Here is a 24,972-nt window from a genome sequence, read left to right on the forward strand (position 1 = left end):
GAAATTTCTTTTACTCAAATTTAGGTATTCACTGACCGTTCTTGTTGTAAATACCAGAATAATAAGCTACTGATATTCTCCACCTTTTTTATCTTTAATCCATCATAGCTAGCGATGCAACAAAGCCCACCGATTCATTCTACTGCAACGCAGAAAATTCGTACAATTGTGCATAATGTGGGGCTTCTGGCTACATTTTTCTATTGAACTCACCTTTTCTCTATGTGACAGATTTCGTATTAAATTTTAAATTTAATGCGCCTAGATATACAAGCATTCCTAGCAAAACCATAGGTATAGAAAGCAACTGCCCCATAGTTAAATCAAGCCACAAATAGCCAATTTGATAGTCTGGTTCGCGAAAAAACTCAACGAAAAAACGTGCTATTCCATACCACATAACTGCAATACCAGTTAACGCACCGTGATACAGTCTTATTCTAGTTAAGAAAAACAGTGAATTTGCAACTGCAAAAAGTAGCAGTCCTTCAAAAAGTGCCTCATAAAGCTGGCTTGGATGATGCAGCAAATTATCACCACTCTCTGGAAATACCATACCCCATGGCATAGTTGTAACTCTGCCAAATAACTCTCCGTTTATAAAATTGCCTATGCGACCTAAAAATAAACCTATGGGAACTCCGCAAGAAACTAGGTCCAGTGCATAAAATGTAGGGATATTATGTCTTTTACACGAAATTATTACTGCAAGCAAAACTCCTATAGCACCACCATGAAATGACATCCCTCCTTCCCAGGTCTTCAATATCTCAATAGGGTTGCTTATATAAAGAACTGGATCATATATCAATACGTAGCCAAGTCTACCTCCAAGGATAATACCTACAATAGTGGCTGTTAATAACGAATCGTAAAAATTCTTAGTAAATATTTTTTGGTCATCTAGCTTATGTAAATACCAATATGCAAACACTATACCCAAAACGTAGGCTAAGGAATACCAATATATAGAAACAGGACCGATGCTGAAAATTACTGGATTTAAAGACATATTTTGCTATAAATTATTCTTAGACAATCTACTTTTTTCACGATCCCACTCTCTCTGTTTTATGGTTGCTCTCTTATCGTAGAGTTTTTTTCCTTTTACAATGGCAATTTTAGTTTTTGCAAATCCTTTATCGTTAAAATAGACCGAAAGCGGCACAACAGTTATCCCAGCAGTCTTGATTTGACCAATTAGTTTATTTATCTCCTGTTTATGCAAGAGTAATTTACGTTCCCTTTTTGGTTTATGATTTTTTCGGTTCGCAGCTTTATATTCTGCAATATGCATATTGTGCAGCCATACTTCGCTATTCTTTTCAACAACATAGGCGTCGGAAATATTTACTTTTCTTTCTCTTAGCGATTTAACTTCACTGCTTAATAAGACCATACCCGCTTCAAATTCTTCTAAGATGAAATATTCAAACCTTGCTTTCCTATTTTCTGCAATAACTTCCATATTTAAAGATATCTTTAAGCTTCAATATATTACAGAGTTTTTGACTTAATTCATAATAAAACAGTTATCCCAATAAATATAAGGTGCCAGGCTAGTCTGATAGCAACAGGATAACAAAAATCAAGTAAGTACTTCTTTTGCCTTTCCAGATACAAGTTCCTGCTTTACTCCTTTCATTTCAGTTTTAGGCTTTGACATTATATATTGACCAGCACCAACTATGAGCGCAGATCCTGCAGCTAGTCCAATTATTGCTGGTACAGATAGGGCAGTAGCAAATGCAAGTGCAACACCAACTATCACTGCAGTTACAAAACACACAATAACACCTTTTACAATTGCATTTTTTGCAGATTGTTCTTTTTCTTTCACAATTGCATTTTTTCCAACCTGTTTTTCTTCCTTTTTCTCTGGAAGCTGCATTACATCTTTATTTTCAGTAAGATCCTTTGGCGTTTTTTTATTCTCATTTTTTAACGTTTGCTTTTTTTCCGCTTCCTCTAAAAGCTGAATTATACCTTGATATTTAGTAAGGTCTCTTGGCGTTTTTCCATCAACATCTTTTAATGAAGGGTCTGCTTCAGTGTGTAGCAGAACTTCCACCACTTTTATTTTGCCATTTTCAGCAGCAAGATGTAAAGGAGTACGTCTATCACCATTGTTTGCATTAACCTCTGCTCCTTTTGCGATTAGAGTTTCTACTATATCTTCGCGGCCATTTGCAGCAGCAAGATGTAAAGGAGTCCACCCATCACTATTTTTTGCATCAACGTTGATTCCTTCTGCTTTTGATAGAACTTGTACTATCTCTTTGTGGCCATTTGTAATAGCAAGATGTAAAGGAGCCCATCCTTTATCATTTTCTGCATTAACATTTGCTCCTTTTCCAATTAGAGTGTTTACTACATTTTCGTGGTTCTTTTCAACAGCAAAATGTAAAGAAGTCCATCCATCACCATTTTTTGCATCAACAATTGCTCCTTTTCCAGTTAGAATGGTTACTACATCTTTGTGGCCATAGTGAGCAGCAATATGTAAAGGAGTAATTTTATTATCATGTTCTGCATTAATATCTGCCCCGTTTTCAATCAGAGCTTTTGCTACATTTGCATAGTTCCAATGAGAAGCAAGATGTAACAATTTGACTTTCTTAGAATTTTGACCACAAGATATAGTAAATATGTAATTTATGTCAGATCCACTATCGTTGTCAGGTTTACTCTTTTCCCACTCTTGACATAAATCTGGATCTTCTTCTTGTAACTTAGCTTTTATTTTTTCAACTATATTGTCCTTGCTCAAATCTGAAAGGTCATTTATTTTTTTTAACATTTTCATAAATTTGTCATATTTCATAACTTCCTCACTTAAAAAACATAACTTAGTTGTTATATCTTTCAACATAGAAGTCAAGAACCTAAATATTCGTTATTATCTTTCCTTAAAGAGTCATTTAAGTTATATTACAGACTATGAAAAACCTCAACTTTAGGAAGGAAATCAAGTTTTTTTCTCTGTCATTTATAATTTTATTTGTTCTATGGACTGTATTGTCTGGTTATTTTGAGCCGTTTTTTATTTTTTGTGGAGTGTTTTCCTCTATATTCACATCGTTTATCTTTAGAAGGTTGATAAACGCTGAAAGAGCTCTTAGCCAGATTTTAAATAGTACGAGTAGACTATCGTTTTATAAGTTAGTAAGTTATATACCGTGGTTAATGTACCAAATCATTTTATCAAGTGTTTATGTAACAAAAAAGGTGCTACAACTCAAATCTAAGCTTGAACCGATTATTATCCTAAGAAAATGCAAAGGGCATAATGACGAAAGCATTGCGTTATTTGCCAATTCAGTCACAATCACTCCCGGAACTTTAACTATCAATGTTGAAAGCAAGCAAAAAACGTATTTGTCTACCATATGCTTGATAGATAAAAACCTTGAAAGCGGCATTTCTGAAATAGAAAACAAAATCTTAAAAATACTACGTTCAGTTAAGTAATTGCTTTAAATAAGTTAACAGCGTCCTTATATTCCCTTACAAGACTTTCAAGCATTTCTTTTGGAAGGCTATTATTAACAATAGAACATAAATAATTATATAAATCTTCTAACCTTAATATGTTATTTCTCTTCTTGCTGTTAAATTTATACGGAAAAATACCTTCCATAACTTCAATAGTAGTAGCCTTGTTTAAAAATACATTTTCACTTGTCACGCTTATTCTTGCTAAAACAGTGTTAATTTCAGGTTCGTCACTCGTATAAAAATCTGATAGCTGAGTTATTCTAATAACGTACAAAGTTACTATTTTTGACAAGCAATTATCAGCATATTCACAATTTTTTATTACCTCCCACTGAGTAACCTGAGATTTACCTATTTTTGCATTGTTCGGTAATTTACTCATTGAACTTTCTCCATTTAATCCAGTGTAATAAATTATACTAATACTTTGTTAAATAAATAATAACGCGATTACAAAAATATATACTTATAGTGGTATATTATACAAAAATAGCACAATATCTAAGCATTAAAGCTAGTTTTAGCTGGATACATGGGGCTATTCGTTATTTTGTGTTGTCCAGTGAGGTCCAAAATTAGAGGTCCACTTATATAAAGAGTTTAGTCTGCCTTCTTTGCTATAAAATAAGTTTTCCTTTTGAGCTGTTTTGTTAGTATTAACTAAATTCTAAACTAACTGTGCTATAATGAAAAAGATAAAACTCGGAATACTAATTTCAGGTAGGGGGTCGAATATGCAGGCCTTAATAGAAGCATGTCAAGATCAGAATTTTTCCGCAGAAGTTGCATGTGTTATCACAAATAATAGCGAAGCTGCTGGTCTGAAAATAGCAGAGCAAGCAGGAATCTCAGCGTTTATTGTTAAAGATAAACCGCTTGATGCTGGTAAAATTCACGAAATACTTGTTCAACATAAGGTTGATTTAATTTGCCTTGCAGGGTTTATGAGAATTCTCAAAGCTGATTTTCTGAGTAAATGGCATAACAAGGTGATAAATATTCATCCCTCTTTACTTCCGTCTTTTAAAGGCCTAAACGCTCAAGAGCAAGCTCTAAAAGCAGGTGTAAAAATTACAGGTTGTACTGTACATTATGTCACTCCTGAAGTTGATGCTGGAGCCATAATTGCTCAAGTTGCTGTGCCAGTGTTACTAGCTGATGATATTCAAAGCCTCTCAGAACGCATTCTAGCTGAGGAGCATAAGTGCTATGTAAAAGCAGTAAGATCAATAGCAGAAAGTATTAATTATTGACCCTGAGCGTTTTTTCCAACTTCAACGAAAAATAAATTTTCGGGTTCCAGTAAAGAACTTGCCAGCTCGTTTACTTTTTCTAGCTTTACGTCATTAATGAGACTTACAAAATTATTTAGACGATTAATATCGCGATTACGTACCTGCATACTAGCCAAGAACACTGCTGTGTTTGCGTTATTAGATAGGGAAAAGATAAAATTATTTACCATACTAATTTTTGTATCTTTAAATAATTGTTCATCAATTCCTTCCTTTTTTATCCTGCTCAATGTATCTCTTATTGCAGATATGGATTGACTGGCAGTAGAGCTATCAGTACTTAAACCTCCGGCTATAATATTTGCATGCGTATAACTAGCCATAGAGGCACTAATACCATAAGTAATTCCAAGATTTTGCCTTAGCTCTTTCATCAGCACTGAATTCAGCCCCATACCACCAAGCGCATTAACCAAAACTTGAGCATTATAGTAGTCTGGATCTTCATAAGCTATACCTTTTTGAGCAAAAAGTATCACACTTTGTGGTATATCCATAAAAATGTTCTTACTTTCTGCAGAACCAAAATCATTTTTCACAGGTATTTTTCTCACTTTTGATCTTTTTGACGGCAATTTAGATAAATATTTATCTAATAGCGTAATAATTTCTTCTTTTTTTGCACAACCAGCAACACTGATAACTATGTTATCTTTAGCAAAATTACGCTTTATGTATGTTAAAACATCGTCTCTAGTAATGCTCATTATAGTATCAAGAGTACCGTACACACTTTTTGAGTAAGGATGTTTTTTAAACAATAACGTATCTAATTCTTTTCCAGCAACAAAATAAGGATTTTTTTCAAGATTATTAAAATCAACTTTGGCTTTCTCGAAAACTTTATTCAACCCTTCAGGGTCAACTTTAGGACGTATTATAGCATCGCTAAGTAGTGAAATACTTTCTTCTAAATTTTCAGACAAAGTTTCTAATGACACTCCGAAACTTTCTAAATCGGGGTAAAAAAGTAAATTTATTCCTTTGATCTTCAGTTTTTTTGCAAAATCCTTAGCGTCATTTTCTCCTGCCCCTTCTTGGATTACAAGAGAAGTAAACCAAGCAAGCCCCTGTTTTTCTGCACTCTCATACACATAACCTGCATCTTTAAATGATATATTCAGTGAAACTTTTGGTAAAGCACAGTTTTCGACAAATAAAAACTTAAATCCTTTACGGGTAGTGACCTCCTCTATATTTAAGCTACCACTTGCTTGTAAATTAAAGCTTAGGCAGAAAAAAAACAGAAGTACAAATTTACTTATTCTCATTGTTATCTCCTTTTGGTAATAAACGACCAATTAACTTATTGGAAGAAAAGATAGTACGAATTTTGTTATTTACATCCTCTAAATTAACATCATCTATTTTGCTATATGAAATATCTATTTCATCAAGTGGAATACCAAGTGCAAGGTGTGGCACATAGAACATCGCTATATGAGTTAAGTCAGATAGATTATCAAACTGTGCTGCTTTGTATCTATATTTCGAGCTTTGCAACTCCTCATCCGTTATTCCTTTAGACATGAAGTTATTAATAGCATTATCTAACTCTCTTTCAACAATATCTAAATTAACTCCGCTTTTTGGAATGACCTGAATATCAATGTAGCCATCACTAAAAGCTAGGCTATTATAATAAGCAAACACTGATACTGCCACATCTTCATCTAAAACCAGATCATTATACAGTTTGCTGGATTTGCCGCCACCTAAAATTTCAACCGCTAAATGAGCAGCGGAAGCTTCATTTATATGCTCAAATAAGGGTACACGATAACGAAAATATAAAACTGGTTCTTTTACTTCAGTGCTCTCTAAGGTCACCGATAGACCTGCATTATGCACTGGATCCTGATTTGGGTAATTTCTCATTACAGGCTTAGCTTTAATTTCGCCATATTTTTCTTCTGCTAATTTCACTACTTCATCAAGTTCCACATCACCCACAATCAGCAATATTGCATTACCAGGGTGATAATAACTATCGTGAAACCTCACTATGTCATCCTGATTGTAAGTTTTGATATCGCTCTCCCAGCCAATAACAGATCTACCATAGCCATTACGGTAAAATGCACTATCCATTTCTTCCCACAACAAGTTATGAGGTTGGTTATCAAATCTCATTTTTCTTTCTTCCAGTACAATGTTTTTTTCTCTATCTATTTTGTCTTGAGTAACATTAAAGCTGCCCATTCTATCTGCTTCAACTTCCATTGCCAGTGGTAAATCTTTTTTGGGGACTAACTCATAATAACAAGTATACTCTTTAGTGGTAAACGCGTTAAATTGAGCCCCAATGCTACTCATAGTGGCTTCTATATCTGTGAACTTTCCTGTAGTTTCAAACATTAAATGTTCAAAGTAGTGAGCCAATCCTGCTTTGCTGATTGGATCATCCATTCCCCCAACTTTGTATATTACTGCATGTAAAACGGCTGGAATCCGATGATTAGAAACAACATAAACATCTAGTCCGTTACTGAGTTTAGTATATTTTATGTTGTGCTCTATGTTTAAAGCATTCGAAGAAATTGGGTAAGTAAAAAAAAGTACAGGTAGTATAAGAAAACTAAAAAACTTATGAAGCATTATTTCGACCTAATATAAAAACAATTATTTTATTCCTCATTTTGTTTAGAAATAAGCATATCGTATATATACCACTTATATAACAATGTAAACATTCCACAAACTATAGATAAATCTGCTAAATTAAAGGCTGGCCAATACCAATCATCAATATGAAAATATATGAAATCATATACAGCTCCCCAATAGATCCTATCAACTACGTTTCCGATTGCTCCACCAATCATCAGAGAAAAACCAAGGTAAGTTGACTGATCGTCAGACTTGTATATCAAATATGCAAGTATACCAATTATTAGTATTGAAAATGCTGAAAAAAAGAAACCGCCATGTGGTAAAGCGCTACACATTCCAAAACTAATACCTGAATTCCAAACTTCAACTAGTTTTATAAAACTAGCGATCTCAATTGATTCTCCTTCATCAATCAATGAGTTTATGTACAATTTGCTCGTTTGGTCAATCAATACTATAATTAATATAACAACTAAGCATAACTTTTTCATAAATTTGCCTTTAACCTATAAACTTTAAGTATATCATAATTTATCTGTTTTGTTAACTCCTCAATACTATGGAATTTTTTTTCTGACCTTATGAATTTTAAAAGTTGTATATTGACTTTATGACTATATACGTCTTCATCAAAATCGAATATGTGCATTTCTATTATAGGCTTTTTCAGATCCTTAAAAGTAGGTCTCATACCAATATTGACTACTCCATATAACCAATTTGGATTACTATCAGGAAAAGTCACTCTAGCGTAATATGTGCCAAACTTAGGTTTTATCATGCGATCTTCTATAGGAATATTTATGGTTGGAAATCCTATTTCTCTACCTCTACATGCACCTTTTGTCACAACACCAGAAACTTGATAAGGCCTGCCGAGCAATTTATTAGCAATTTCTATTTCGCCCCTTTGTACATACTCCCTTATTGAAGAAGAAGAGCAAATTTTGCCGTCAATTGTTAATGGCTCTAATTTAGTCAAAGAGTATCCATATATTTCAGAATATTTCTCTAGAGTTAATATATTACCCAATCGTTTATGACCAAAAGTGCAATTTTCTCCGACAATTATGTGTTTAGCGCCATATTTATCTATTAAAATCTCACTGATAAAGTCATCGCAGCTAACCTCAGAAAAACCTCTATTAAAATTAATAATATATAAGTAATCTATACCATAGCTGCTGATTAGTTCCTTTTTTTGTTCTTGGTCTATTAACCTAAAATTGTTTCTACCAAATAAAACAGTTGATGGGTGAGGCTCAAAAGTTAAAACTGCAGAGGGTAATCCTCTTTCTTGTGCTACCTTCTTTAGAGTAGAAATTGCAAACTCGTGTCCTAAATGAATGCCATCGAAATTTCCGAAGGTTAGTGCTATATTATTTTCTATCCCTTGCTCACAATTATAAATAATTTTCATACAATTTGATGTTTTTACATGTTTCTTATATATAATAACTATATTTTAGTAAGCTACGGAGATAAATTGTGAAAAATGTTGTGATATATGTAAAGAAGGGCTGTCCATACTGCATAAGGGCAAAGGATTTACTAGATAAAAAAGGTGTGAAGTATGAAGAAATTGATGTGCTCAAAAACTCAGATCTATTTAACGACATAAAATCAAAGTATAACGTTAGAACAGTTCCACAGATTTTTATCAACGATAAGCACATTGGGGGGTGTGACAAATTGATGGATCTTGAAAAAGAAGGAAAGTTGGATGATATGCTAAATAATAATGACAATCACACTGATGTCACAACCTACACAAACAGCAATGATGAATGTGGAGAGTGTGTTATACCACATGATGATTTTATGTAACTTTTTATCTTGTTTTGTCGTGTAATACGTAAATGAAAACTAGTATGCTCACTTTAAACAATTCTTAATGAATTAAAAATACAATTCATTCAGTGAGTTTTTTTAGTGGGAAAAAATGACAAAAAATATTTCAATTATTAGCAGAAACTTAATTAGTATCGAATTAGTTAACAAACAAGATTTAGAGAATTTCATCAAGATTTTCACAGTGCTTGATAAACATATAGCAGCTAAAACACTTTTTACAGAAGAAGTGAGAATAGAGTATAAACAACACAACGGCATAGAAGTTGTTGAATTGCTAAAAGATACAGACTTTACATATCATGAGGTTGAAAATGTATTGAACCACCTGAGTAAACATGGAATGAAGGTGCCCAGCAGTGTTATAGCACACACCCTTTTTGCTGCATACAATCATGCACTTGAATTTAAGGATGTAGCATTTTCCTTTTCTGAAGGCTCTCCACAATTTAACATCAGAGTGAGTAAGAACACCTTCATAATAACTCCTATGAGTGAGGAGAATTTGGAATTGAATTCACAAAGTAGCAAGAAATTAATAGAGTCGTTACAGAGCGAAAAAAATATTTATGATTGTATAGTAGAAGAAAATACCATTAAAGTTATAGTGCATTCTGAAATACATCAAGCTATAAATTTGATTATAAAATCACTGATAAAGTCTCGCCTTTTAGCAAAAGAGGAAGAAGGAAAATTCAAAGAGAAATTGAGACAACTTGCTTTTAAGGATCAAGCTTTTGTTGAGTATTCCAGTATCAAAACCATCAGTAGGTATCCACATAATCATCCTCTGAGAAAGCATGAAAGTGTTACTAAGGATATAGAAAATATTTTATGTGATTTCATAGCAAATGAGAATAGCGAGTTCGCTATAGAGCGGTTAAATAGGCTGAGCTCAGCAGTTTCTCCGGATACTCCAAGAATCATCACTAAAACTATAGATAAACTTGTTAAGTTTCACTAAGATATACGAGAGCCAATAGATTTCTTGTATTACCTTTTGTCATCCAAGTAGCCTTGGCTACTTGGTTCTTTTTTTGGGTTCCAGCTATGTACATAGCTGTATGAACATTGTAGCCGTTATTCAAGTAGCCCGCAGAAGCGAAAAACTTACTTGACAAACTCCGCCAACTCCCTTATCATGAAACTGGAGCTATTTATTTATCTTCTCTGTACAGATTAAATGACAAAAAAACTCACGTATCTGGCGTATCATGTTTAATTTTTTGCACTATGTGCACCTTATGTCTTTATAAAACTTCTAGGTTTTTACCTAATATAAGCTAAAATGCGCTTATAAAGCATTTAAAACATAAAAAAACGCCAACTTAAAAAATGGATAGTGAATAACTAGCTACCCTAGGGTTTCTTTTGCCTTTTTTTCTGTTTAGTAAATTTCTTAATGTTTATAATTTAGATTAGTTGCGGCTTAAAAGCAACTAAATCGCGGTTATTAAGCGTTTAGAATAAAAAAACGCCATACTTGAAAGTATAATGTAAGTAATTAGCCAACCACGGGGCTTCTTTTGCCTTTTTTTTGTTTGGTAAATTTTTTAACATTTATAGCTAAACGACAACCGTCATCCCACTACTTGTTAGCGGGATCTAGAGATACCGCGAATGAATCGCGGTATGACGGTTCGTGGCGGTATGACGGTTCGCGGTGGCATGACGTAGAATTTTATACTCACCAACTCAGTATTCCAACCTGGATTGTATCTTATCGGTAAAAAAGAAGAGCTATTTTAGGAAGTTTTTATAGGACTAAAACCAAAGAAAACTTGCATATAAGTTTATCAAGATGTAAAATTGAAGTTATTTTAAAAGAATAGGTTAATTATGAATCTTGTAACAAAATCTGCTATCGATTTTACTGCTTCATCTGTTCTCTCTGACGGAGAAATTGTTGATGATTTCTGTCTGAGTAAGCGCATAAAAAATAAGTATGCTGTCCTTTTTTTCTATCCACTTGATTTTACTTTTGTTTGCCCAACTGAATTGATATCGCTCAATAATAGAATAAATGAGTTTGCAAAGCGTGGTGTTGAAGTGATAGGAATAAGTGTAGATTCAAAATTTTCACATTATAAATGGCGAAACACTCCAGTTAATGATGGTGGTATTGGAGAGATTAGCTACACTTTAGTGTCTGATATCAAAAAGTCTATATCAAGAGACTATGGGGTCTTATATGATGACTCAATTGCGCTGAGAGCAACTTTCGTTATTGATGATAAATTTATTGTACGTCATCAATCGATAAATGATTTGCCTTTAGGGCGTAATATCGATGAATTCGTTAGAATCGTTGATGCAATTAAACATAATGAAGAGCATGGTGAAGTATGTCCAGCAGGGTGGAAAAAAGGTAAGCCAGCAATGCAGGCAAGCGATGAAGGAGTAGCTGATTATCTAAACTCATACAGTGAAGAATTATAAATTTAGTACAAAAGTTCTTATTATTGGATCTGGGGCAGCGGGTTATGCTGCCGCTATATATGCAGCACGTGCAAACTTAGAGCCAATTGTAGTAACGGGAATGCAGCCTGGTGGTCAGCTTACAATTACTACAGATGTTGAAAATTATCCTGGTTTTGTTTCAATACAGGGTCCAGAACTAATGGAGCAGATGAGGTTGCATGCAGAAAAGGTTGGAGCAAAAATAATAGATGATGAGATAAAAAGCGTTGAACAACTTGAGGATTCTAATGAGTATAGATTTAGATCTTCGGGTAATATCAATGACTACTACTCGGATGCAATTATAATTGCATCCGGTGCGCAAGCAAAATGGCTTGGTCTCAAGAGTGAAAAGGAATTTCAAGGTTACGGAGTTTCGGCTTGTGCAACTTGTGATGGTGCATTTTTTAGGAATAAAGTTGTAGCCGTGATTGGTGGTGGAAATACTGCTGTTGAAGAAGCAATATTTTTAACTCGATTTGCCAAAGAAGTGATATTAATACACAGGCGTGATAAATTAAGAGCGGAAAAAGTAATGCAAGATAGACTCTTTAAAAATGATAAAATAGAAGTAATGTGGAACCATACCGTAGAGCAGATTCTTGGAGAAGAAAATCCGAAGAAAGTTACTGGTATTATAGTTAAATCAACGGAAGCTCAAGAATTGAAAGTCGATGGAGTGTTCATTGCAATTGGGCATGCACCAAATACGGGTATTTTTAAAGGCTTTGTTGAAATGGGTGAACAGGGTTACATAATTACAAAACCTGGAACAACTTTAACTAGTAAAGCAGGAGTGTTTGCTGCAGGTGATGTTCAAGATAAGGTATATCGTCAGGCAGTAGTTGCAGCAGGAACAGGATGCATGGCTGCGCTTGATGCAGAAAAGTTTTTGGAGTCGTAGTTAATTCTAGGATTTTAGATAAATTGCTTGCAATTTTCCTTTTCTTTTACATAATTATGTTAGTAAATTATTAGATGGGTTTAATGTGCTTTATGGAGAGAATAGGACAAATACTAATGGTTACAGATATCAGAGAACTCTAGATGCACCGACACAAAAGTTATTTAAAGCTATTGATGATGAAAATCTAGAAGATTTTAGACAAGCTTTGGAAGGAGATGCGGATGTTAATGCGTTTGATGAGGGATATACACCACTAATGACTATTATCATGAATGGTGATGACAGCCCTATATGCTTAAAAATGATGATGTTGCTTTTACAACATCAAAGTTTAAATATTAATGCTCAAGAAACTAAAGAACGCAATACAGCTCTACATCTAGCCTTTCGCATGGAAAATAGGAATTTTGTACAGATGTTACTTAGACATCCTGAATTAGGTCTAGGCACTGAAAATTCTTATGGAGATCGTTATGGGACACACAGAAGTTATACTCCTAAAGAATATATTGAACAAATTGGGAGGGAGCAGAGGAAAGATTTTTCGCATCTTACAATGGAAATAACAAAAGCACGAAAAGGAAAGGAATTATTAGATGCTCTTTCTAGCGGAAATATTTACCAAGCGAAAAGACTATTAAATCAAGAGCTTAACCCTAATTGCTGGAAAAGAACCTACAATGAAGAAATAGAAACACCGCTTAGCTTAATTATCGAATCGTGTTTACGAGGAATAACACAAGATAACGAAGAAGTATTGACTAAACTTTTAAAACATAAAGACCTAGATTTTACTCAACCACTATCGGCTGAGAGCCGAAAGGTTGGATATAGCGCTGGAAGCGCGATGAGAAGCTAAAGCTACTCCAATCTTATACTAGATATAGAATGAGGCTGATGTGCATCTGTATGTTTATTGATGTACTCATTAATGACTTCATCTGTGATATGTCCGCTGGTAGCACTAAAGTATCCTCTTCCCCAAAAACGCTTTCCCCAGTACATTTTATTTAGCTCTGGAAATTCTTGTTGAACTTTGCGTGAAGACCTGCCTTTGGCTCTTTGAACAAAATCACTCACAGCTATATGAGGAGGTATTACTACGAATAAATGTAAATGATCTGATGATATTACTCCGTTTTCTATCTTAATCCCCATTTCTTCAGATACTTCTGCTATGATTGTTCGTATTCTCTCCTTCATAGCCTTAGTTAATACTCTGTACCGATATTTTGTAATCCAGACTATATGGTACCTATGATAAAATACAGTGTGTTTTCCTTTGTCATATTCCGTCATAACTATACTTTGTAAAGTACAGTTATGACATTGACAAACTAAAGTTTCTCCACCTAGAAGGTGGAGGCTTGTACCATCTTATGGAAAGTCAAATAAAGCCAATACAAGATATAGAGAAAAATCCATGGGTGAAGCAAATAATTGAACAAGCCATTAAAGAGCGATTAACCGGTACTATTAATAGAAAAGATCTAGATGATGTAAAAGAATTGGTAAAGGATAATTGCTTCATAAATCGTGCAATTGTTACTGCTGCATTGAGAAATGTTGATAATCCAATCGAGTCCATTAAAAATTATCTAAATGAAAAATTTCCTGCAAGTGTGGAACAACCTGTGGCAAATACGAATAATATACCAGCAGGTTTTGAGCGGGCTTTTCAAGAAGTTGTAATTGAGCTTGAAAAAATAAAAGCTCAACTTGCAGAAACAGAGCAAGAGCTGGATAGTGCAAAGCAAGAGAAATTAAGTCAGCAAGCAAGGATTAGCGCTCTTACTAATCAAGTAGCTCGACTGACTGAAGAAAGAGATAGGCTTTCATCAGAAAATAGACGGCTCTGTACTGAAAGTCTGAGTAATAAAAACGAAAAACCCTCGCAAGCAATTTCTCCTGGTAAAAAACAAAGCAACTACGCTTCTGCTGCTTTTGTATTATCTGGAGCGTTTGCTGTTGGTGCATGTTTAGCAGTTTTATACGATTATCCAGTAATAGGTGCTTGTCTTACAGCAGTTGCACTGGTTCTTCTTTTAGTAGGATATTTTTTATACAAAGGAGATGAAAAAGACATAGGACCTGGTAGTGCCACAGATAATCCTCGAGTTACAAGGGTTTTGGCTTCTTCTCCAAACTTTGTTGGAAATTCTTATACATATTAAAAACATCTTGATAATTGAGGTGAGTGTAAACTTGAGTGGTCTCAAGACTCGAATGACCAAGCAGTTGTTGTATTGATCTTATGTCAATATCTTCCTGAAGCAAATGAGTAGCAAAACTATGACGAAATGCATGTGGAGATAAGATTTCTGGCAGATTTAATATTCTCCTTATTTTCTGCAAACGATTAGCCACATAAGTTCTTCCCAATTTTTTTCCTCTTACTCCTAAAAAAAGATATTGTGCTTCATCATTAATGCCAAGATAAGGACAGGTTTTTACATATTCCTGTATACATTTTTTTACTACCGGAAGAATGAATACCTGCCTTTGTTTATCTCCCTTACCTGTTACTATTAAACTTTCATTGTTAATATCACTAACCCTAAGGTTCAACGCTTCACTGATTCTTAAGCCTGTACTATATAGCAGGACGATAATCGCAATTTCTCTTTTTACCACCCAAGATTCGCCCAGATCGGATAGTTTCATTTCTTTCAATAAAGTTTTTATATTAGGTATTGATAATGCTTTGGGCAAAGTTCTTCTCTGAATTGGCCTTGATAAGGAAAATACAGCTTCATTGTCTATATTGTAGTTGTTTTTTATGTACTTGAAAAAATTTCTGATTACTGACAATGCACGAGCGTTAGATCTTGCATTCACACCTCTTGCGTAACGAGAGGTAAGCCAACTTCTTAACTCAGGTACGCTCAATTTTTCCAAAGTGCCGACATTTACTTCTCCACCAATGTGAGTATTTAGGAAACTTATAAGATCCTTCAAGTCCCTCATGTATGACTCTAAAGTGTTTGGTGAATAAGATCTGTTGCACCTCAGCCACTCATACCATTTTTCAATGATTGAACCGAGGTCCACAATTATTTTTTAAAGAAAGCATCGATGCACGCATCTCGAAAGGCTTCATTTATATCAGGATGAGAGTGACAAATTCTGTATATATCCTCTGCTGCTGCGCCATATGCCATTGCAACCGCTGCTTCGTTGATTAGCGTATCAGCGTATGCTCCTATGATATGCACACCTAGTATTGTATCTGCTCTGCTACAAGTCAGCACTTTCACGAATCCTTCAGCATCATCAGTGATTTTTGCTCTGCCATTTGCAGCAAATTGACACTTACCCACTTTGTATTCACGGCCAGCATTTTTGAGTTCCTCTTCGGTTTTACCAATCGAAGAAACCGCAGGGTGAGTGTAAATGACAGATGGTATGATTCCATAATCAACGTGAGGTACTTGCCCAGCGATTATCTCTGCAACTGCTACCCCTTCTTCCTCTGCTTTATGAGCAAGCATTGCTCCACCGATCACATCACCAATAGCAAATATTCCTTTCACATTAGTTTCATATCTGTTGTTAACTTGAACGAAACCGCGATTATCTTTTTCTATTTCTTCATCAATACCAAGATTCTCAGTGCATGGTTTGCGACCTACTGCAACCAGCACCTTATCTGCTTCTATAGTATTTGTTTGGTTATCTTGAGCAGAGCAAACTTTCACACTCAAAGAGTTACTACTTTGTTTTATCTCCTCAACTTTAGTGCTAAGCAAAAATTTTATTCCTTGTTTTTGTAGACTAGAAAATAGAGACTTACTTAATTCTCCATCCATTGCTGCAGCGATTCTGTCAAAAAATTCTACTACAGTGACTTCAGACCCTAGCCTCCTCCATACAGAAGACATTTCAAGCCCTATTGCCCCGGCTCCGATTACGACAAGTTTTTTTGGTACTTCAGTTAAAGATAGTGCACCGGTGGAAGAAATAATACTTTTCTCATCGATATTAATTCCTGGCAAAGAAATAACGTCAGAACCGGTTGCAATTACTATATTTTTTGTCTTCAGCACCTTACCTTCAACTGAAACTTCAAGATTACCTTGGTCAAAAGAAGTAATTTCCCCAAGCCCATTGACTTTAGTGATTTTGTGAAGGTTAAACAGATATTCTATACCTTTTCCAAGTTCCTGAACTCTGGCATCCTTATAGCCTAGCATTTCTTTTAAGTCGAAACTTGCGTCCTTAATTTTTATGCCAAACTTCGACAGATCATTTTTCGTGTGAGCATACTGATAGGAAGAATGGAGCAATGCTTTGGAGGGTATGCACCCAACCCGCAGGCACGTACCACCAAAAATGCTATTTTTATCTATGCAGGCAACTTTCAATCCAAGTTTTGCAGCAGCGATAGCACACTTATAACCACCTGGACCACCACCTATAACAATCAGGTCATAATCAATCATAAAGAACAAACCTATTTTCTAAAGAATAAACACCTTTTCCCTCAGTTGTTACATATATTTTATCGTGAGTAAACACTGGAGTGTGAAACACATTGCCAGGTACTTTGACTACCTTTCCTGCATTTTCAGATCCCGGAAAAGCAAACATTGAACCTTTATTGCTTGTCACCCACAGTGTATGGGCATGCATAATTGGAGCAAACAATTGCGTATTTTCTATTAAATCAGATGCCCAGACTGTTTCTCCATTTTTTATATCCAGGCCAATTATTTTATCGTCTTTAGTAACTATAAAAATTCTTCCGCCTTCTTTTTGCTCCTTTGGAGGAATAAGAGGACTGTAATATGATTCAATGTCTGATACACTTTTTACTTGCAGTGACTTTGACCATAAAATATTCCCTGATTTTACGTCAATACCATAAATATAAGAATTGTTTGTAGCTATTAAAGTATCGCCAAGCACTCTCGGTGTAGTAGTTACATCTGTGAGCTGTGTATCCAAAAGGTTTGTAGCCAATTTTTGGCTCCACAATTTTTTACCGTCTTCATTAAAAGCTATTAACTCACCATTTGAAAATGGCGCTATTATTTTATCGTTAGAAATTGCTGGCGATATGGAATACAAACCTCGAACCTCATTGATACCGTTTTGATAAGCCCAAACGAAGCTGCCATCTTTTATATCAAACACGTACAGATAATTATCAATAGTCAATACTACCAATTTATTGTTTATTACTGCTGCTTTCTCTCTTACTGGAGCTCTCAATTCTTTTTCCCACTGAATCTTGCCGGTTTTTGCATCTATTGTGTGTAGAACGTTATCCACTATAAAGAAAACGTTTCCTCTGTGACGCAATAGGCTCATGTTACTAATTTTTTTTCTGTGTGAGAGGTGTAATTTCCAATTCATAGCCTTTGAGTTATCAATATCAAAGGAATATAAAGCGCCGTGCTTGTCTGATAAAATAACGCTATTTTCTGTAAGCACTGGAGCTACATATCCTTGAGATAGTTTTTTATCCACTAGACTTATTCTCTCGCTTGCCATTGTGTAACTGCTACACAATAACATTATCATGACAATTATTACTTTCATTATTTATTGAAAACAAGATTCATTAATATACATCTTAAGAACCTTAATTACAACGGAAATGTTCTTGCTGCATGTTAAAAACGTTGATTTATGAACGAAATATTATATTATTATGTGAGATAATGTATACTCTTAGAGGTAGTACACCTCATCCACTATGCGGCAACGTGCATAGCTGTACGAACATTGAGATATAAAAGTAATTTATACCAAGAAGAAAGATGTCATCCAAATAGCCTCTTTTCCTGTCATCCCAGTGCTTGACACTGGGATGGCTCTGTTGCATCGCAACTGAAAAAATCTGGTGGCTACTGACAAAATTCATTATAAAATAGCCATTTAACCGCTTAAGGAAAAATATGCCACAAAAAATGAGAGTTAGTAACTGCCATGAATATAACAAATTTCTAGAAAAAAGAGGAAATATTTTTCGTTACATCGATAAAGCTATCGAAAATTGGTATGAAAATAGTCCAAAAATGCAGGGCGGCAACTATATTTATAGTGATAAAGTTGTGATTTTAGTGCATATAATCGTTAATCTTTTTAGAATTGGCTTAAGACAAACAGTCGGGTTTATAAAAGGATATTTGCAACAAATAGGAAGAGATTTGGCAGTTATCAGCTATTCGCAAGCTTCAAAAAAAACTTAATATTAAGATCAATGATTGCAGAATTGATAAAAATAATATGGAAGATATCGAAATTGCCATAGATAGCACAAGCATCAGCATTTATAACAACACACAGCAGGGAAAATAGCGCTGACAGAAAATATCGTAGCTATGAACAGACAAGAAAATTGCATGTAATGTTGAATATAAACAGCAAAAAAGCCATAGCTGCAGAATACAGTAACGGTCTGATCACTATGGAGCTTGCGATTTACTTAAAGGAGTTAATTTTCAGCATGCCATAAAAGCACTATATGCAGACAGAGCATATGACAGACATAAACTCTATAAATTGTGTGATGAATGCGGCATAAAGACAAAAATTCCTCCAAAAAAACAATGCAGCAGAGCATCCAAAGTATGGCAGAGAGAAATGCTGCAATTAGACTAATAAAGTCATACAGCGAAGATGGAATGAAGAGGTGGAAAAGGCAAACAAACTACGGAAAAAGATCTTATGTAGAAAGTTTTTTCTCGCGACTGAAACAAACATTCGGGTTTAATTTTCGGAACAAATCTGAAATTAATCGTGGGAAGGAACTGCTACTCAAGTGTTATTTGCTTAATCAATTTACTGACATTGGTATGGCTAAATTTGAAATGGCTACATGAATTTATCGTAAATTACCACCGCATAGTTGTAACATTGTACCATATTACAATGTTCGTACAGTTGTGTGCGCGACCGGGGGTTTTATACTATTCTAGAAGTAACATACGGAAAAGGGGGGATTCGAACCCCCGACATATTTTCATATGTGCACGCTTTCCAAGCGTGTGCTTTAGACCACTCAGCCACCTTTCCATGCTTATTCATAATATTGAAAATTGTACTGCTAAACAATATAAAAACCTGGTATATAGGGTTCACCACGAAAATTCACAGTATTGTTAAACTTGCTTCTGCAAGTTGGAAATGTTTTATCGCAACCTGCGAGTATTGAATATTTATCTCCAGCAAAAATTTGGTATGGAGGCGAAGTAAACAACGTAACTACTTTATTTTTATATTCTTTTACTACACCTTCAAACGCTATTGAGCCAAAGAATTTTACTACTCCGTGCTTATAATATTCATCACTCTCAGTTAAATTCGTGTCTTCAAATCTTCTTTCGTCTATTACTTTAGTGATTGTACTTATTTTACTAAATTTTTTAGTATCGGCTTTACATTTATCATCGCAAAATTGTGCTCTGCATGCAGGAGAGTATAACTCTGCTATGCTTCTCTCAAGCTTTGCTGAAAGCCCTCTAATTTCAACAATAAATCTTCCACTACTTAATGTCACTTTACCAAAAATTCCTGAATGTAGATTCATTGTTCCCTGGGTCAAGTCTTTATAATTCACAAGAAATATTTCAATATTTGCAAAGTCGTACTTTCCTGATAAAACATCTTCTTCTTTAATATCAGCACTATTTAATATCCCTTCAATTTCTAGATTATCAGTTTTTAAATCGCTGTTTAATATTATACTACTGGCTGTAAATCCACTTGAAGATTTATAGAGTATATTATCAATATTTAAATCTTCATCATAGTCAGTGAATCCCATTACTTCTCCACCTGCGAGCTTTAATTTCCAGCACGTAGCGGTGGTAAGTAATTCTCCAGCTAAATGATTTTTTAGTGTGGTTTGCATAGGGGCCTCTTGCTTAATTGATTAAATTTGAAAGTAGCTATACGGCCAGTAGAATAAGGGCAGTGTGTTCTTTTCTCATCATCTAAGTAGCCATAAAGCATCATTCCGGTGACCATAGGGTGTCATTCCAGTGCTTGACACTGGAATCCAGGAAATTTTGCTTGTAAGTAAGCAAACTGATTTGGTGAGCATAAAAAGTGGCCGATCTTGTGCTGAATAAACGCTTTTGATGAAGTTGCATGGAAAGCTGGATCCCAGTGTCTGGGCACTGGGATGACATCCTTCTTGGTGGAGTGTCCTCAAATCACAATGTTCGTACAGTTGTGTGTCACGCACTGGGATGACAGGAGAGAGGACACCATATGTTTATTTGATCGACAAATAAACACTAACAGACAAGAATACACCACAGTTAACTGTGGTGTGTACTGGCTGGTTAGAAAGAAAACTTCACACCAGTAAGAAGGAGAATTCCTTGGTTAGAAGGTACATCAGCATCAGACTCATCTTTCAGCTTACCTGTTTCGTTAGTCATAAAATAATGGAGAGCTGCGTAAGGAACAAATTTGCTCTTACTGCATGCAGGAGACAGATCATATTGAACGCCAAGTGCACCATCATGAAGCATATCTTTGTCATTCATTCTGCTGCCAAAATACGTCAAACTTGTGTAGATATTCTCATGTTGATACCCAGCTCCTACAGTCCAATACATGGTATCTATACTATCTTTACCAAATTGAGCTTTCAGCCCTTCCACTCTTTTGCCATCAGTAGCATCTTTACTATCAATTTCCGTATAGGTATCACCAATTAATTTTTTAATACCCTTCGGTTGACCAGATTTGCCCAAGTATGCAAAAGAGGCAGCAAATTTTACGCCTTGATCTTCATTAATCTTATAATCAGCGCTTACACCCAAATTAACACCCATAAGGTCATTGTACTCTACATATTCATTATAAACATGCTTATCTTTATTTAGTTTTTTTGCTTGACCATACTCACCAACTGCAGAAGTTTTAACTTTTACATTATATTTATCAAAGTCATATTCATATGATGCACCAGCACTTACTATGTGCTCATAGTCTGGACCGACATGCCTTATCTTATCTTTTACCTTACCGTCTTTCTCTTCTTTTTCTTTCACAATAAACAAGCTACTATCATAACGAGGTGCATAACTGATGCCAAACCTTGCGCCCATATAATTTGGTGAGTAGTAAGCAACTCTAAATGGCAGTGTAGTCATAACGCCTTTGTTATATTTCCCTGCCATACGGAAAGAGAATTTTTCACTTTCACTCGAAAAACTTTCAGTGTAAAGACGTGGTGTTACATAAAATGGAAAGCTAGCAGCGCTTCCTTCTAAGTTCACTTTTCTGAACCAGTCACTATCTGCAGCTCCGTCAACAGTCGCAATTCTTGTTGCATCAAGCCTCATCAGAGCCTCAGGACCAAATTGGTAACCAAGCTTCACGTCACCATATTTTGAGTTAACAAACACATGCGCACTTCTGCCTTTTGCAGCATAAACACCCTGTGAAGCTCCCTTACCTTCGGTCACTGGGACATGAAACTGCACGTCAGCACCATAAAGAAGACCTAAATCTTCATTCTTATTTTCTGCTCTGAGGTGCAATATTGCATCAGCAATCATACCCATATCGTTGCTGTAATCACCAATATTTCCTATTCCTTCATAGAATATTGGATTTGCTCCTTTTGTTATATCTGGAGTGGCATTATAATACTCTGTAGATCTGTTTGGCATAACGTTATAACGTTTATAATCTGCGCCACTTGGTCCAGCTTTGCCATAACCTTGAGCATCAACAACACCACCAAAAGTTATTCTTAAATTACTTTGCCCTTGATTGGTATCGATAATATCAACTCCACCAACTGAAACAACAGGACTTGCCTTACCTTTTTCCTCTGTATTTTTGTTAACAACTTTTATATCCTTCTTTACATCTTTAGCTTCAACTTTAGCATTCTTAGTTTTAGAACGCTTAGTTTTTGAAACTTTACCTTTTTCTATATTAGAATTCTTAGCGTTTAGAGCTTTCGCTTTTGAATCCTCTATAAGCTTTGCTTTTTTCTCATTTGCTAGCCTGATCTCCTCTTTTTTCTTCTGCTCGGCTGCTAATCTCATCTCTTCCTTTTTCTTAAGCTCTTCAGCTTTTTTTCTTGGATCAGCATTACATATTCTGTCCATCTTTTCTTTCAGTTTTTTATTTGACGTTTTCATAACTTCTGTTTTTCCAGAAGTTTTTGTGCTCTCTTGCTTTTTTATTTCCTTCATACTCTCATCAGGAAAGTCAGCTGCAAAACTGCTGAAAGAACATAAAGTTAATAAAGAAACTAGAGCAGTTCTAGTATACGTAGACTTTTTCATGAAGTGCCCCCAAAAAATTTCGAAATCATATCTTAAATGTAAATAGTATAAAAATGTTGAAAATTCAACTTAAAGCAACCTTATAACGAAAATAAAAGTAAAATGCAATACCTTAAAAGCAACTTTCTTAATATGCTCAACGTGTATATTAACCAAAATTTAGTACAGAGGTTCGCTTGTTAGTGCATTATAACTCGACTATTTATTCTATGGAAGTAAAATTTTTCCACCACAAGTTATTTGCCATTCTTCTTTAAATTTCTTTAGGTATTCTTTTTTTTCGCACTCTAAAAGCAGCTCTTCCACACTTTTGTTGTAGCTTTCAGTAGTAATCCGTCCCTGATGATGCATGAACCTTAAGTAAATCAAATAAGTGTTAATTACATCTGTTTCACAATAATCTCGAATCTCTTGTATCTTGCCGCTATCGTATAAGTCCATAACTTGTGACCCATCAACTCCAATCTTACCAGGAAGATTAAATGCTGCACAAACTTCGTTCATTTTTACTCTCGCAGAAGCTCCAAAATCAGAGAGGGATTCAAGCAAATCACAATGCCAATCACTGCTATATCTCTGATTGTAACTATTCCACTTATCGCCAGCTTTATGAAAATATTCTGCTTGAATGCCATGGACCATAGCACGATACTTCAGCACTGGTATATCAAAAGTGCGTCCGTTGAACGAAACTAATCTTGGCTTTTTCTCTGATATGTAGTTAAAAAATCCTTTCACTAGCTCCTTTTCACTGGAATTTAGTGTGCCTCCAGATCTTATTTCTTGCAGTGTGAACACCTCATAACCACTCTGGTAGCTTATATTGCAAAGTAAAAAACTAATAACTACAACAAGGTGAAAAGGCTGACGCAGAAAAGAGTTTTGCCCGTTTGTTATTTCAAGATGATATTTTGTTAATGCATCCCTCTTCTCTTCTACACTACTATCATCACTAATATTGAGTAAATTTTTGCAGGAATTTACATCTGGTATAGTTTCAATATCAAATACCAATAAAGAATTAAGCATTGCCTATATACTCCTCCGGACGGTCGATCCAAGGTCGCACTTTCACAAATAAAAAGAGGTGTACCTTGCACTCAAATAATTTTTCTAGTTCAGCACGCGCTTCGATATTAATTTTTTTAATATTACTGCCATCTTTTCCTAGTACTATTTTTTTATGATTATCTTTCAACACAAATATGATCTGTTTGATGACTAAACTCTTATCTTTTTTTTCCTCAAATTGTTCAGTTATAACAGCTGTAGAGTATGGCAATTCTTCACGCAAGTTCAAGAATAATTTTTCTCTCGTAATTTCTGCTGATAAAAAATTTGTCGAGGAATCGGTTATTTGATCTTCTTCATAAAACCAGGGGCTCACCGATGCAACTTCAGACAAGTAATTCATCAAATCAGAAAGTCCATCATTCTTTAATGCTGATATCATAAAAACCTTTTCAAATTTATAAAGCAAATTCAGATGCTCATGCGCCATCTTTAATTCAGGCCTTTTTACCAAATCAGTTTTATTGATAACCAAAATGCATCTGCCTTTTGTGCGCTGCAGCCGCATAAATATAGTCTTAATTCTTTCTATATTTTTCAAATAATTGCTTACATCAACAAGCAACAAAGTGATGTCACTATCCTTAACTGCCGACCATGCAGATTTGACTAAAGCTTTTTCAAGTTTTGTTTCTGCTGAGAAAATTCCTGGGGAGTCAGTAAAGACAACTTGTGTGTTGTTGCATGTTGCAACACCCCTTATTTGCGTCCTTGTTGTTTGCACTTTAGGGGTGACAATTGCAATTTTCTTGCCTATGATGCTGTTAATTAATGTAGACTTCCCAGCATTTGGTAAGCCAGCTATGGTTACAAATAAGCATTTTTGTTCTTTCACAAAGAAAATTATAAAGAAAACTGAATGCCCGCGTCAAGCTACTTATATGACAAGAAGGATGACAGAACCCTTTTTGGTTAGCATGCAAAAAGGAAAAAAACTTATTCTACAAATTAAAAATACAATATACTCAAAAACTTTTCAGAAAATCCATAGGAGGGTTTGCTAATGAAGGTT

The 24,972-nt window shown here is 34.9% G+C and carries 26 protein-coding genes, 1 tRNA gene and 1 pseudogene; 9 read left to right on the plus strand and 19 right to left on the minus strand.

Annotated elements, in window-relative coordinates:
* Positions 1-220: 220 nt before the first annotated feature.
* The 3 genes from lgt to LA754_RS03630 form a co-directional block, all read right to left on the minus strand.
* Positions 221-1,012 (minus strand): prolipoprotein diacylglyceryl transferase, encoded by a 792-nt coding sequence (lgt, locus tag LA754_RS03620; RefSeq protein WP_010962823.1) that lies wholly within the window; start codon positions 1,010-1,012, stop codon positions 221-223.
* A gap of 6 nt (positions 1,013-1,018) precedes the next feature.
* Complete coding sequence (smpB, locus tag LA754_RS03625; protein WP_006279384.1) at positions 1,019-1,468, minus strand: SsrA-binding protein SmpB; 450 nt, start codon at positions 1,466-1,468, stop codon at positions 1,019-1,021.
* 120 nt (positions 1,469-1,588) lie between these two features.
* Positions 1,589-2,872: an ankyrin repeat domain-containing protein gene (locus tag LA754_RS03630; RefSeq protein WP_006279383.1), complete on the minus strand. Its 1,284-nt coding sequence runs from the start codon at positions 2,870-2,872 to the stop codon at positions 1,589-1,591.
* Between the two features lie 68 nt (positions 2,873-2,940).
* Between LA754_RS03630 and LA754_RS03635 the strand changes: the two genes are divergently transcribed.
* Positions 2,941-3,471 (plus strand): Na+/H+ antiporter subunit E, encoded by a 531-nt coding sequence (locus tag LA754_RS03635; protein ID WP_077188223.1) that lies wholly within the window; start codon positions 2,941-2,943, stop codon positions 3,469-3,471.
* Here LA754_RS03635 and LA754_RS03640 read toward each other — a convergent pair.
* Entirely contained in the window at positions 3,464-3,880 is a 417-nt protein-coding gene (locus LA754_RS03640) for a hypothetical protein (protein ID WP_006279382.1), read from the minus strand. The two genes, LA754_RS03635 and LA754_RS03640, sit on opposite strands and share 8 nt — an antisense overlap.
* 304 nt (positions 3,881-4,184) lie before the next feature.
* Between LA754_RS03640 and purN the strand changes: the two genes are divergently transcribed.
* Positions 4,185-4,751, plus strand: a complete 567-nt coding sequence (gene purN / locus LA754_RS03645; protein WP_077188224.1) for a phosphoribosylglycinamide formyltransferase — start codon at positions 4,185-4,187, stop codon at positions 4,749-4,751.
* Here purN and LA754_RS03650 read toward each other — a convergent pair.
* From LA754_RS03650 to ribF, 4 genes are read right to left on the minus strand one after another with little or no spacing between them, the layout of a single operon-like run.
* The gene (locus LA754_RS03650) at positions 4,745-6,064 is read right to left on the minus strand and encodes a M16 family metallopeptidase (RefSeq protein WP_077188225.1); all 1,320 of its coding nucleotides are present in this window, start codon (positions 6,062-6,064) and stop codon (positions 4,745-4,747) included. The two genes, purN and LA754_RS03650, sit on opposite strands and share 7 nt — an antisense overlap.
* Positions 6,051-7,391: a M16 family metallopeptidase gene (locus LA754_RS03655; protein WP_077188226.1), complete on the minus strand. Its 1,341-nt coding sequence runs from the start codon at positions 7,389-7,391 to the stop codon at positions 6,051-6,053. Before LA754_RS03655 ends, LA754_RS03650 begins: the two co-directional genes overlap by 14 nt.
* Before the next feature lie 29 nt (positions 7,392-7,420).
* On the minus strand, positions 7,421-7,897 hold the full coding sequence (lspA, locus tag LA754_RS03660) for a signal peptidase II (RefSeq protein WP_006279329.1): 477 nt from the start codon (positions 7,895-7,897) through the stop codon (positions 7,421-7,423).
* On the minus strand, positions 7,894-8,826 hold the full coding sequence (ribF, locus tag LA754_RS03665; protein WP_077190381.1) for a riboflavin biosynthesis protein RibF: 933 nt from the start codon (positions 8,824-8,826) through the stop codon (positions 7,894-7,896). Before ribF ends, lspA begins: the two co-directional genes overlap by 4 nt.
* Positions 8,827-8,894: 68 nt before the next feature.
* On the opposite strand from ribF, the gene grxC reads away from it, so the two are divergent.
* From grxC to LA754_RS03690, 5 genes are all read left to right on the plus strand, one after another.
* Positions 8,895-9,233: a glutaredoxin 3 gene (gene grxC, locus LA754_RS03670; protein ID WP_007550037.1), complete on the plus strand. Its 339-nt coding sequence runs from the start codon at positions 8,895-8,897 to the stop codon at positions 9,231-9,233.
* 115 nt (positions 9,234-9,348) lie between these two features.
* Positions 9,349-10,221: a hypothetical protein gene (locus tag LA754_RS03675; protein WP_007550039.1), complete on the plus strand. Its 873-nt coding sequence runs from the start codon at positions 9,349-9,351 to the stop codon at positions 10,219-10,221.
* Between the two features lie 875 nt (positions 10,222-11,096).
* On the plus strand, positions 11,097-11,696 hold the full coding sequence (locus LA754_RS03680; RefSeq protein WP_012673206.1) for a peroxiredoxin: 600 nt from the start codon (positions 11,097-11,099) through the stop codon (positions 11,694-11,696).
* On the plus strand, positions 11,683-12,621 hold the full coding sequence (gene trxB / locus LA754_RS03685) for a thioredoxin-disulfide reductase (RefSeq protein WP_457923580.1): 939 nt from the start codon (positions 11,683-11,685) through the stop codon (positions 12,619-12,621). Before LA754_RS03680 ends, trxB begins: the two co-directional genes overlap by 14 nt.
* A gap of 85 nt (positions 12,622-12,706) precedes the next feature.
* Complete coding sequence (locus LA754_RS03690) at positions 12,707-13,483, plus strand: ankyrin repeat domain-containing protein (protein WP_082246261.1); 777 nt, start codon at positions 12,707-12,709, stop codon at positions 13,481-13,483.
* Between the two features lie 2 nt (positions 13,484-13,485).
* Here the strand turns inward: LA754_RS03690 and tnpA are convergent, their stop codons facing one another.
* Entirely contained in the window at positions 13,486-13,923 is a 438-nt protein-coding gene (gene tnpA / locus LA754_RS03695) for an IS200/IS605 family transposase (protein WP_006279552.1), read from the minus strand.
* An 80-nt stretch (positions 13,924-14,003) separates the two neighbouring features.
* Between tnpA and LA754_RS03700 the strand changes: the two genes are divergently transcribed.
* Complete coding sequence (locus LA754_RS03700) at positions 14,004-14,798, plus strand: TomO hydrophobic C-terminal domain-containing protein (RefSeq protein WP_049973603.1); 795 nt, start codon at positions 14,004-14,006, stop codon at positions 14,796-14,798.
* Here LA754_RS03700 and LA754_RS03705 read toward each other — a convergent pair.
* The 4 genes from LA754_RS03705 to LA754_RS03720 form a co-directional block, all read right to left on the minus strand.
* On the minus strand, positions 14,743-15,675 hold the full coding sequence (locus LA754_RS03705) for a tyrosine recombinase XerC (RefSeq protein WP_006279615.1): 933 nt from the start codon (positions 15,673-15,675) through the stop codon (positions 14,743-14,745). The two genes, LA754_RS03700 and LA754_RS03705, sit on opposite strands and share 56 nt — an antisense overlap.
* A 2-nt stretch (positions 15,676-15,677) precedes the next feature.
* Positions 15,678-17,066 (minus strand): dihydrolipoyl dehydrogenase, encoded by a 1,389-nt coding sequence (gene lpdA / locus LA754_RS03710; RefSeq protein WP_077188229.1) that lies wholly within the window; start codon positions 17,064-17,066, stop codon positions 15,678-15,680.
* Positions 17,059-18,168 carry an outer membrane protein assembly factor BamB family protein gene (locus LA754_RS03715; protein WP_077188230.1) on the minus strand — a complete coding sequence of 370 codons (1,110 nt, stop codon included), beginning with the start codon at positions 18,166-18,168 and terminating at the stop codon, positions 17,059-17,061. Before LA754_RS03715 ends, lpdA begins: the two co-directional genes overlap by 8 nt.
* A 148-nt stretch (positions 18,169-18,316) precedes the next feature.
* Positions 18,317-18,454 (minus strand): hypothetical protein, encoded by a 138-nt coding sequence (locus LA754_RS03720; protein WP_353285629.1) that lies wholly within the window; start codon positions 18,452-18,454, stop codon positions 18,317-18,319.
* A gap of 73 nt (positions 18,455-18,527) precedes the next feature.
* Here LA754_RS03720 and LA754_RS03725 point away from each other — a divergent pair.
* Positions 18,528-19,454, plus strand: a pseudogene (locus LA754_RS03725) (IS5 family transposase).
* A 106-nt stretch (positions 19,455-19,560) separates the two neighbouring features.
* Here the strand turns inward: LA754_RS03725 and LA754_RS03730 are convergent.
* The 6 genes from LA754_RS03730 to era all read right to left on the minus strand — a co-directional run bounded on the left by LA754_RS03730 (position 19,561) and on the right by era (position 24,795).
* Positions 19,561-19,647, minus strand: a tRNA-Ser gene (locus LA754_RS03730).
* A gap of 31 nt (positions 19,648-19,678) precedes the next feature.
* Positions 19,679-20,485 (minus strand): DUF2163 domain-containing protein, encoded by an 807-nt coding sequence (locus LA754_RS03735; protein WP_010962809.1) that lies wholly within the window; start codon positions 20,483-20,485, stop codon positions 19,679-19,681.
* Between the two features lie 100 nt (positions 20,486-20,585).
* Entirely contained in the window at positions 20,586-20,765 is a 180-nt protein-coding gene (locus LA754_RS03740) for a hypothetical protein (RefSeq protein WP_186811203.1), read from the minus strand.
* A gap of 156 nt (positions 20,766-20,921) precedes the next feature.
* Positions 20,922-22,889, minus strand: coding sequence for a WD0745 family porin (locus tag LA754_RS03745; RefSeq protein ID WP_457923581.1), 1,968 nt, complete (start codon positions 22,887-22,889; stop codon positions 20,922-20,924).
* Positions 22,890-23,096: 207 nt separating this feature from the next.
* Positions 23,097-23,918, minus strand: coding sequence for a 3'-5' exonuclease (locus LA754_RS03750; protein ID WP_006279435.1), 822 nt, complete (start codon positions 23,916-23,918; stop codon positions 23,097-23,099).
* A complete protein-coding gene (gene era, locus LA754_RS03755; protein ID WP_077188232.1) occupies positions 23,911-24,795 on the minus strand; it encodes a GTPase Era in 885 nt (294 codons plus the stop codon). The genes LA754_RS03750 and era overlap by 8 nt, the downstream gene beginning before the upstream one ends.
* Between the last annotated feature and the right edge of the window lie 177 nt (positions 24,796-24,972).

Source organism: Wolbachia endosymbiont of Muscidifurax uniraptor (assembly GCF_054149795.1).

Excerpts from the sequence above, each read along its gene's own strand:
- lgt (WP_010962823.1), bottom strand. The coding sequence starts at position 1,012 with ATGTCTTTAAATCCAGTAATTTTCAGCATCGGTCCTGTTTCTATATAT.
- smpB (WP_006279384.1), bottom strand. The coding sequence starts at position 1,468 with ATGGAAGTTATTGCAGAAAATAGGAAAGCAAGGTTTGAATATTTCATC.
- LA754_RS03630 (WP_006279383.1), bottom strand. The coding sequence starts at position 2,872 with ATGTTGAAAGATATAACAACTAAGTTATGTTTTTTAAGTGAGGAAGTT.
- LA754_RS03635 (WP_077188223.1), top strand. The coding sequence starts at position 2,941 with ATGAAAAACCTCAACTTTAGGAAGGAAATCAAGTTTTTTTCTCTGTCA.
- LA754_RS03640 (WP_006279382.1), bottom strand. The coding sequence starts at position 3,880 with ATGAGTAAATTACCGAACAATGCAAAAATAGGTAAATCTCAGGTTACT.
- purN (WP_077188224.1), top strand. The coding sequence starts at position 4,185 with ATGAAAAAGATAAAACTCGGAATACTAATTTCAGGTAGGGGGTCGAAT.
- LA754_RS03650 (WP_077188225.1), bottom strand. The coding sequence starts at position 6,064 with ATGAGAATAAGTAAATTTGTACTTCTGTTTTTTTTCTGCCTAAGCTTT.
- LA754_RS03655 (WP_077188226.1), bottom strand. The coding sequence starts at position 7,391 with ATGCTTCATAAGTTTTTTAGTTTTCTTATACTACCTGTACTTTTTTTT.
- lspA (WP_006279329.1), bottom strand. The coding sequence starts at position 7,897 with ATGAAAAAGTTATGCTTAGTTGTTATATTAATTATAGTATTGATTGAC.
- ribF (WP_077190381.1), bottom strand. The coding sequence starts at position 8,826 with ATGAAAATTATTTATAATTGTGAGCAAGGGATAGAAAATAATATAGCA.
- LA754_RS03675 (WP_007550039.1), top strand. The coding sequence starts at position 9,349 with ATGACAAAAAATATTTCAATTATTAGCAGAAACTTAATTAGTATCGAA.
- LA754_RS03680 (WP_012673206.1), top strand. The coding sequence starts at position 11,097 with ATGAATCTTGTAACAAAATCTGCTATCGATTTTACTGCTTCATCTGTT.
- tnpA (WP_006279552.1), bottom strand. The coding sequence starts at position 13,923 with ATGACGGAATATGACAAAGGAAAACACACTGTATTTTATCATAGGTAC.
- LA754_RS03700 (WP_049973603.1), top strand. The coding sequence starts at position 14,004 with ATGGAAAGTCAAATAAAGCCAATACAAGATATAGAGAAAAATCCATGG.
- lpdA (WP_077188229.1), bottom strand. The coding sequence starts at position 17,066 with ATGATTGATTATGACCTGATTGTTATAGGTGGTGGTCCAGGTGGTTAT.
- LA754_RS03715 (WP_077188230.1), bottom strand. The coding sequence starts at position 18,168 with ATGAAAGTAATAATTGTCATGATAATGTTATTGTGTAGCAGTTACACA.
- LA754_RS03720 (WP_353285629.1), bottom strand. The coding sequence starts at position 18,454 with ATGCAACAGAGCCATCCCAGTGTCAAGCACTGGGATGACAGGAAAAGA.
- LA754_RS03735 (WP_010962809.1), bottom strand. The coding sequence starts at position 20,485 with ATGCAAACCACACTAAAAAATCATTTAGCTGGAGAATTACTTACCACC.
- LA754_RS03740 (WP_186811203.1), bottom strand. The coding sequence starts at position 20,765 with ATGTCATCCCAGTGCCCAGACACTGGGATCCAGCTTTCCATGCAACTT.
- LA754_RS03745 (WP_457923581.1), bottom strand. The coding sequence starts at position 22,889 with ATGAAAAAGTCTACGTATACTAGAACTGCTCTAGTTTCTTTATTAACT.
- LA754_RS03750 (WP_006279435.1), bottom strand. The coding sequence starts at position 23,918 with ATGCTTAATTCTTTATTGGTATTTGATATTGAAACTATACCAGATGTA.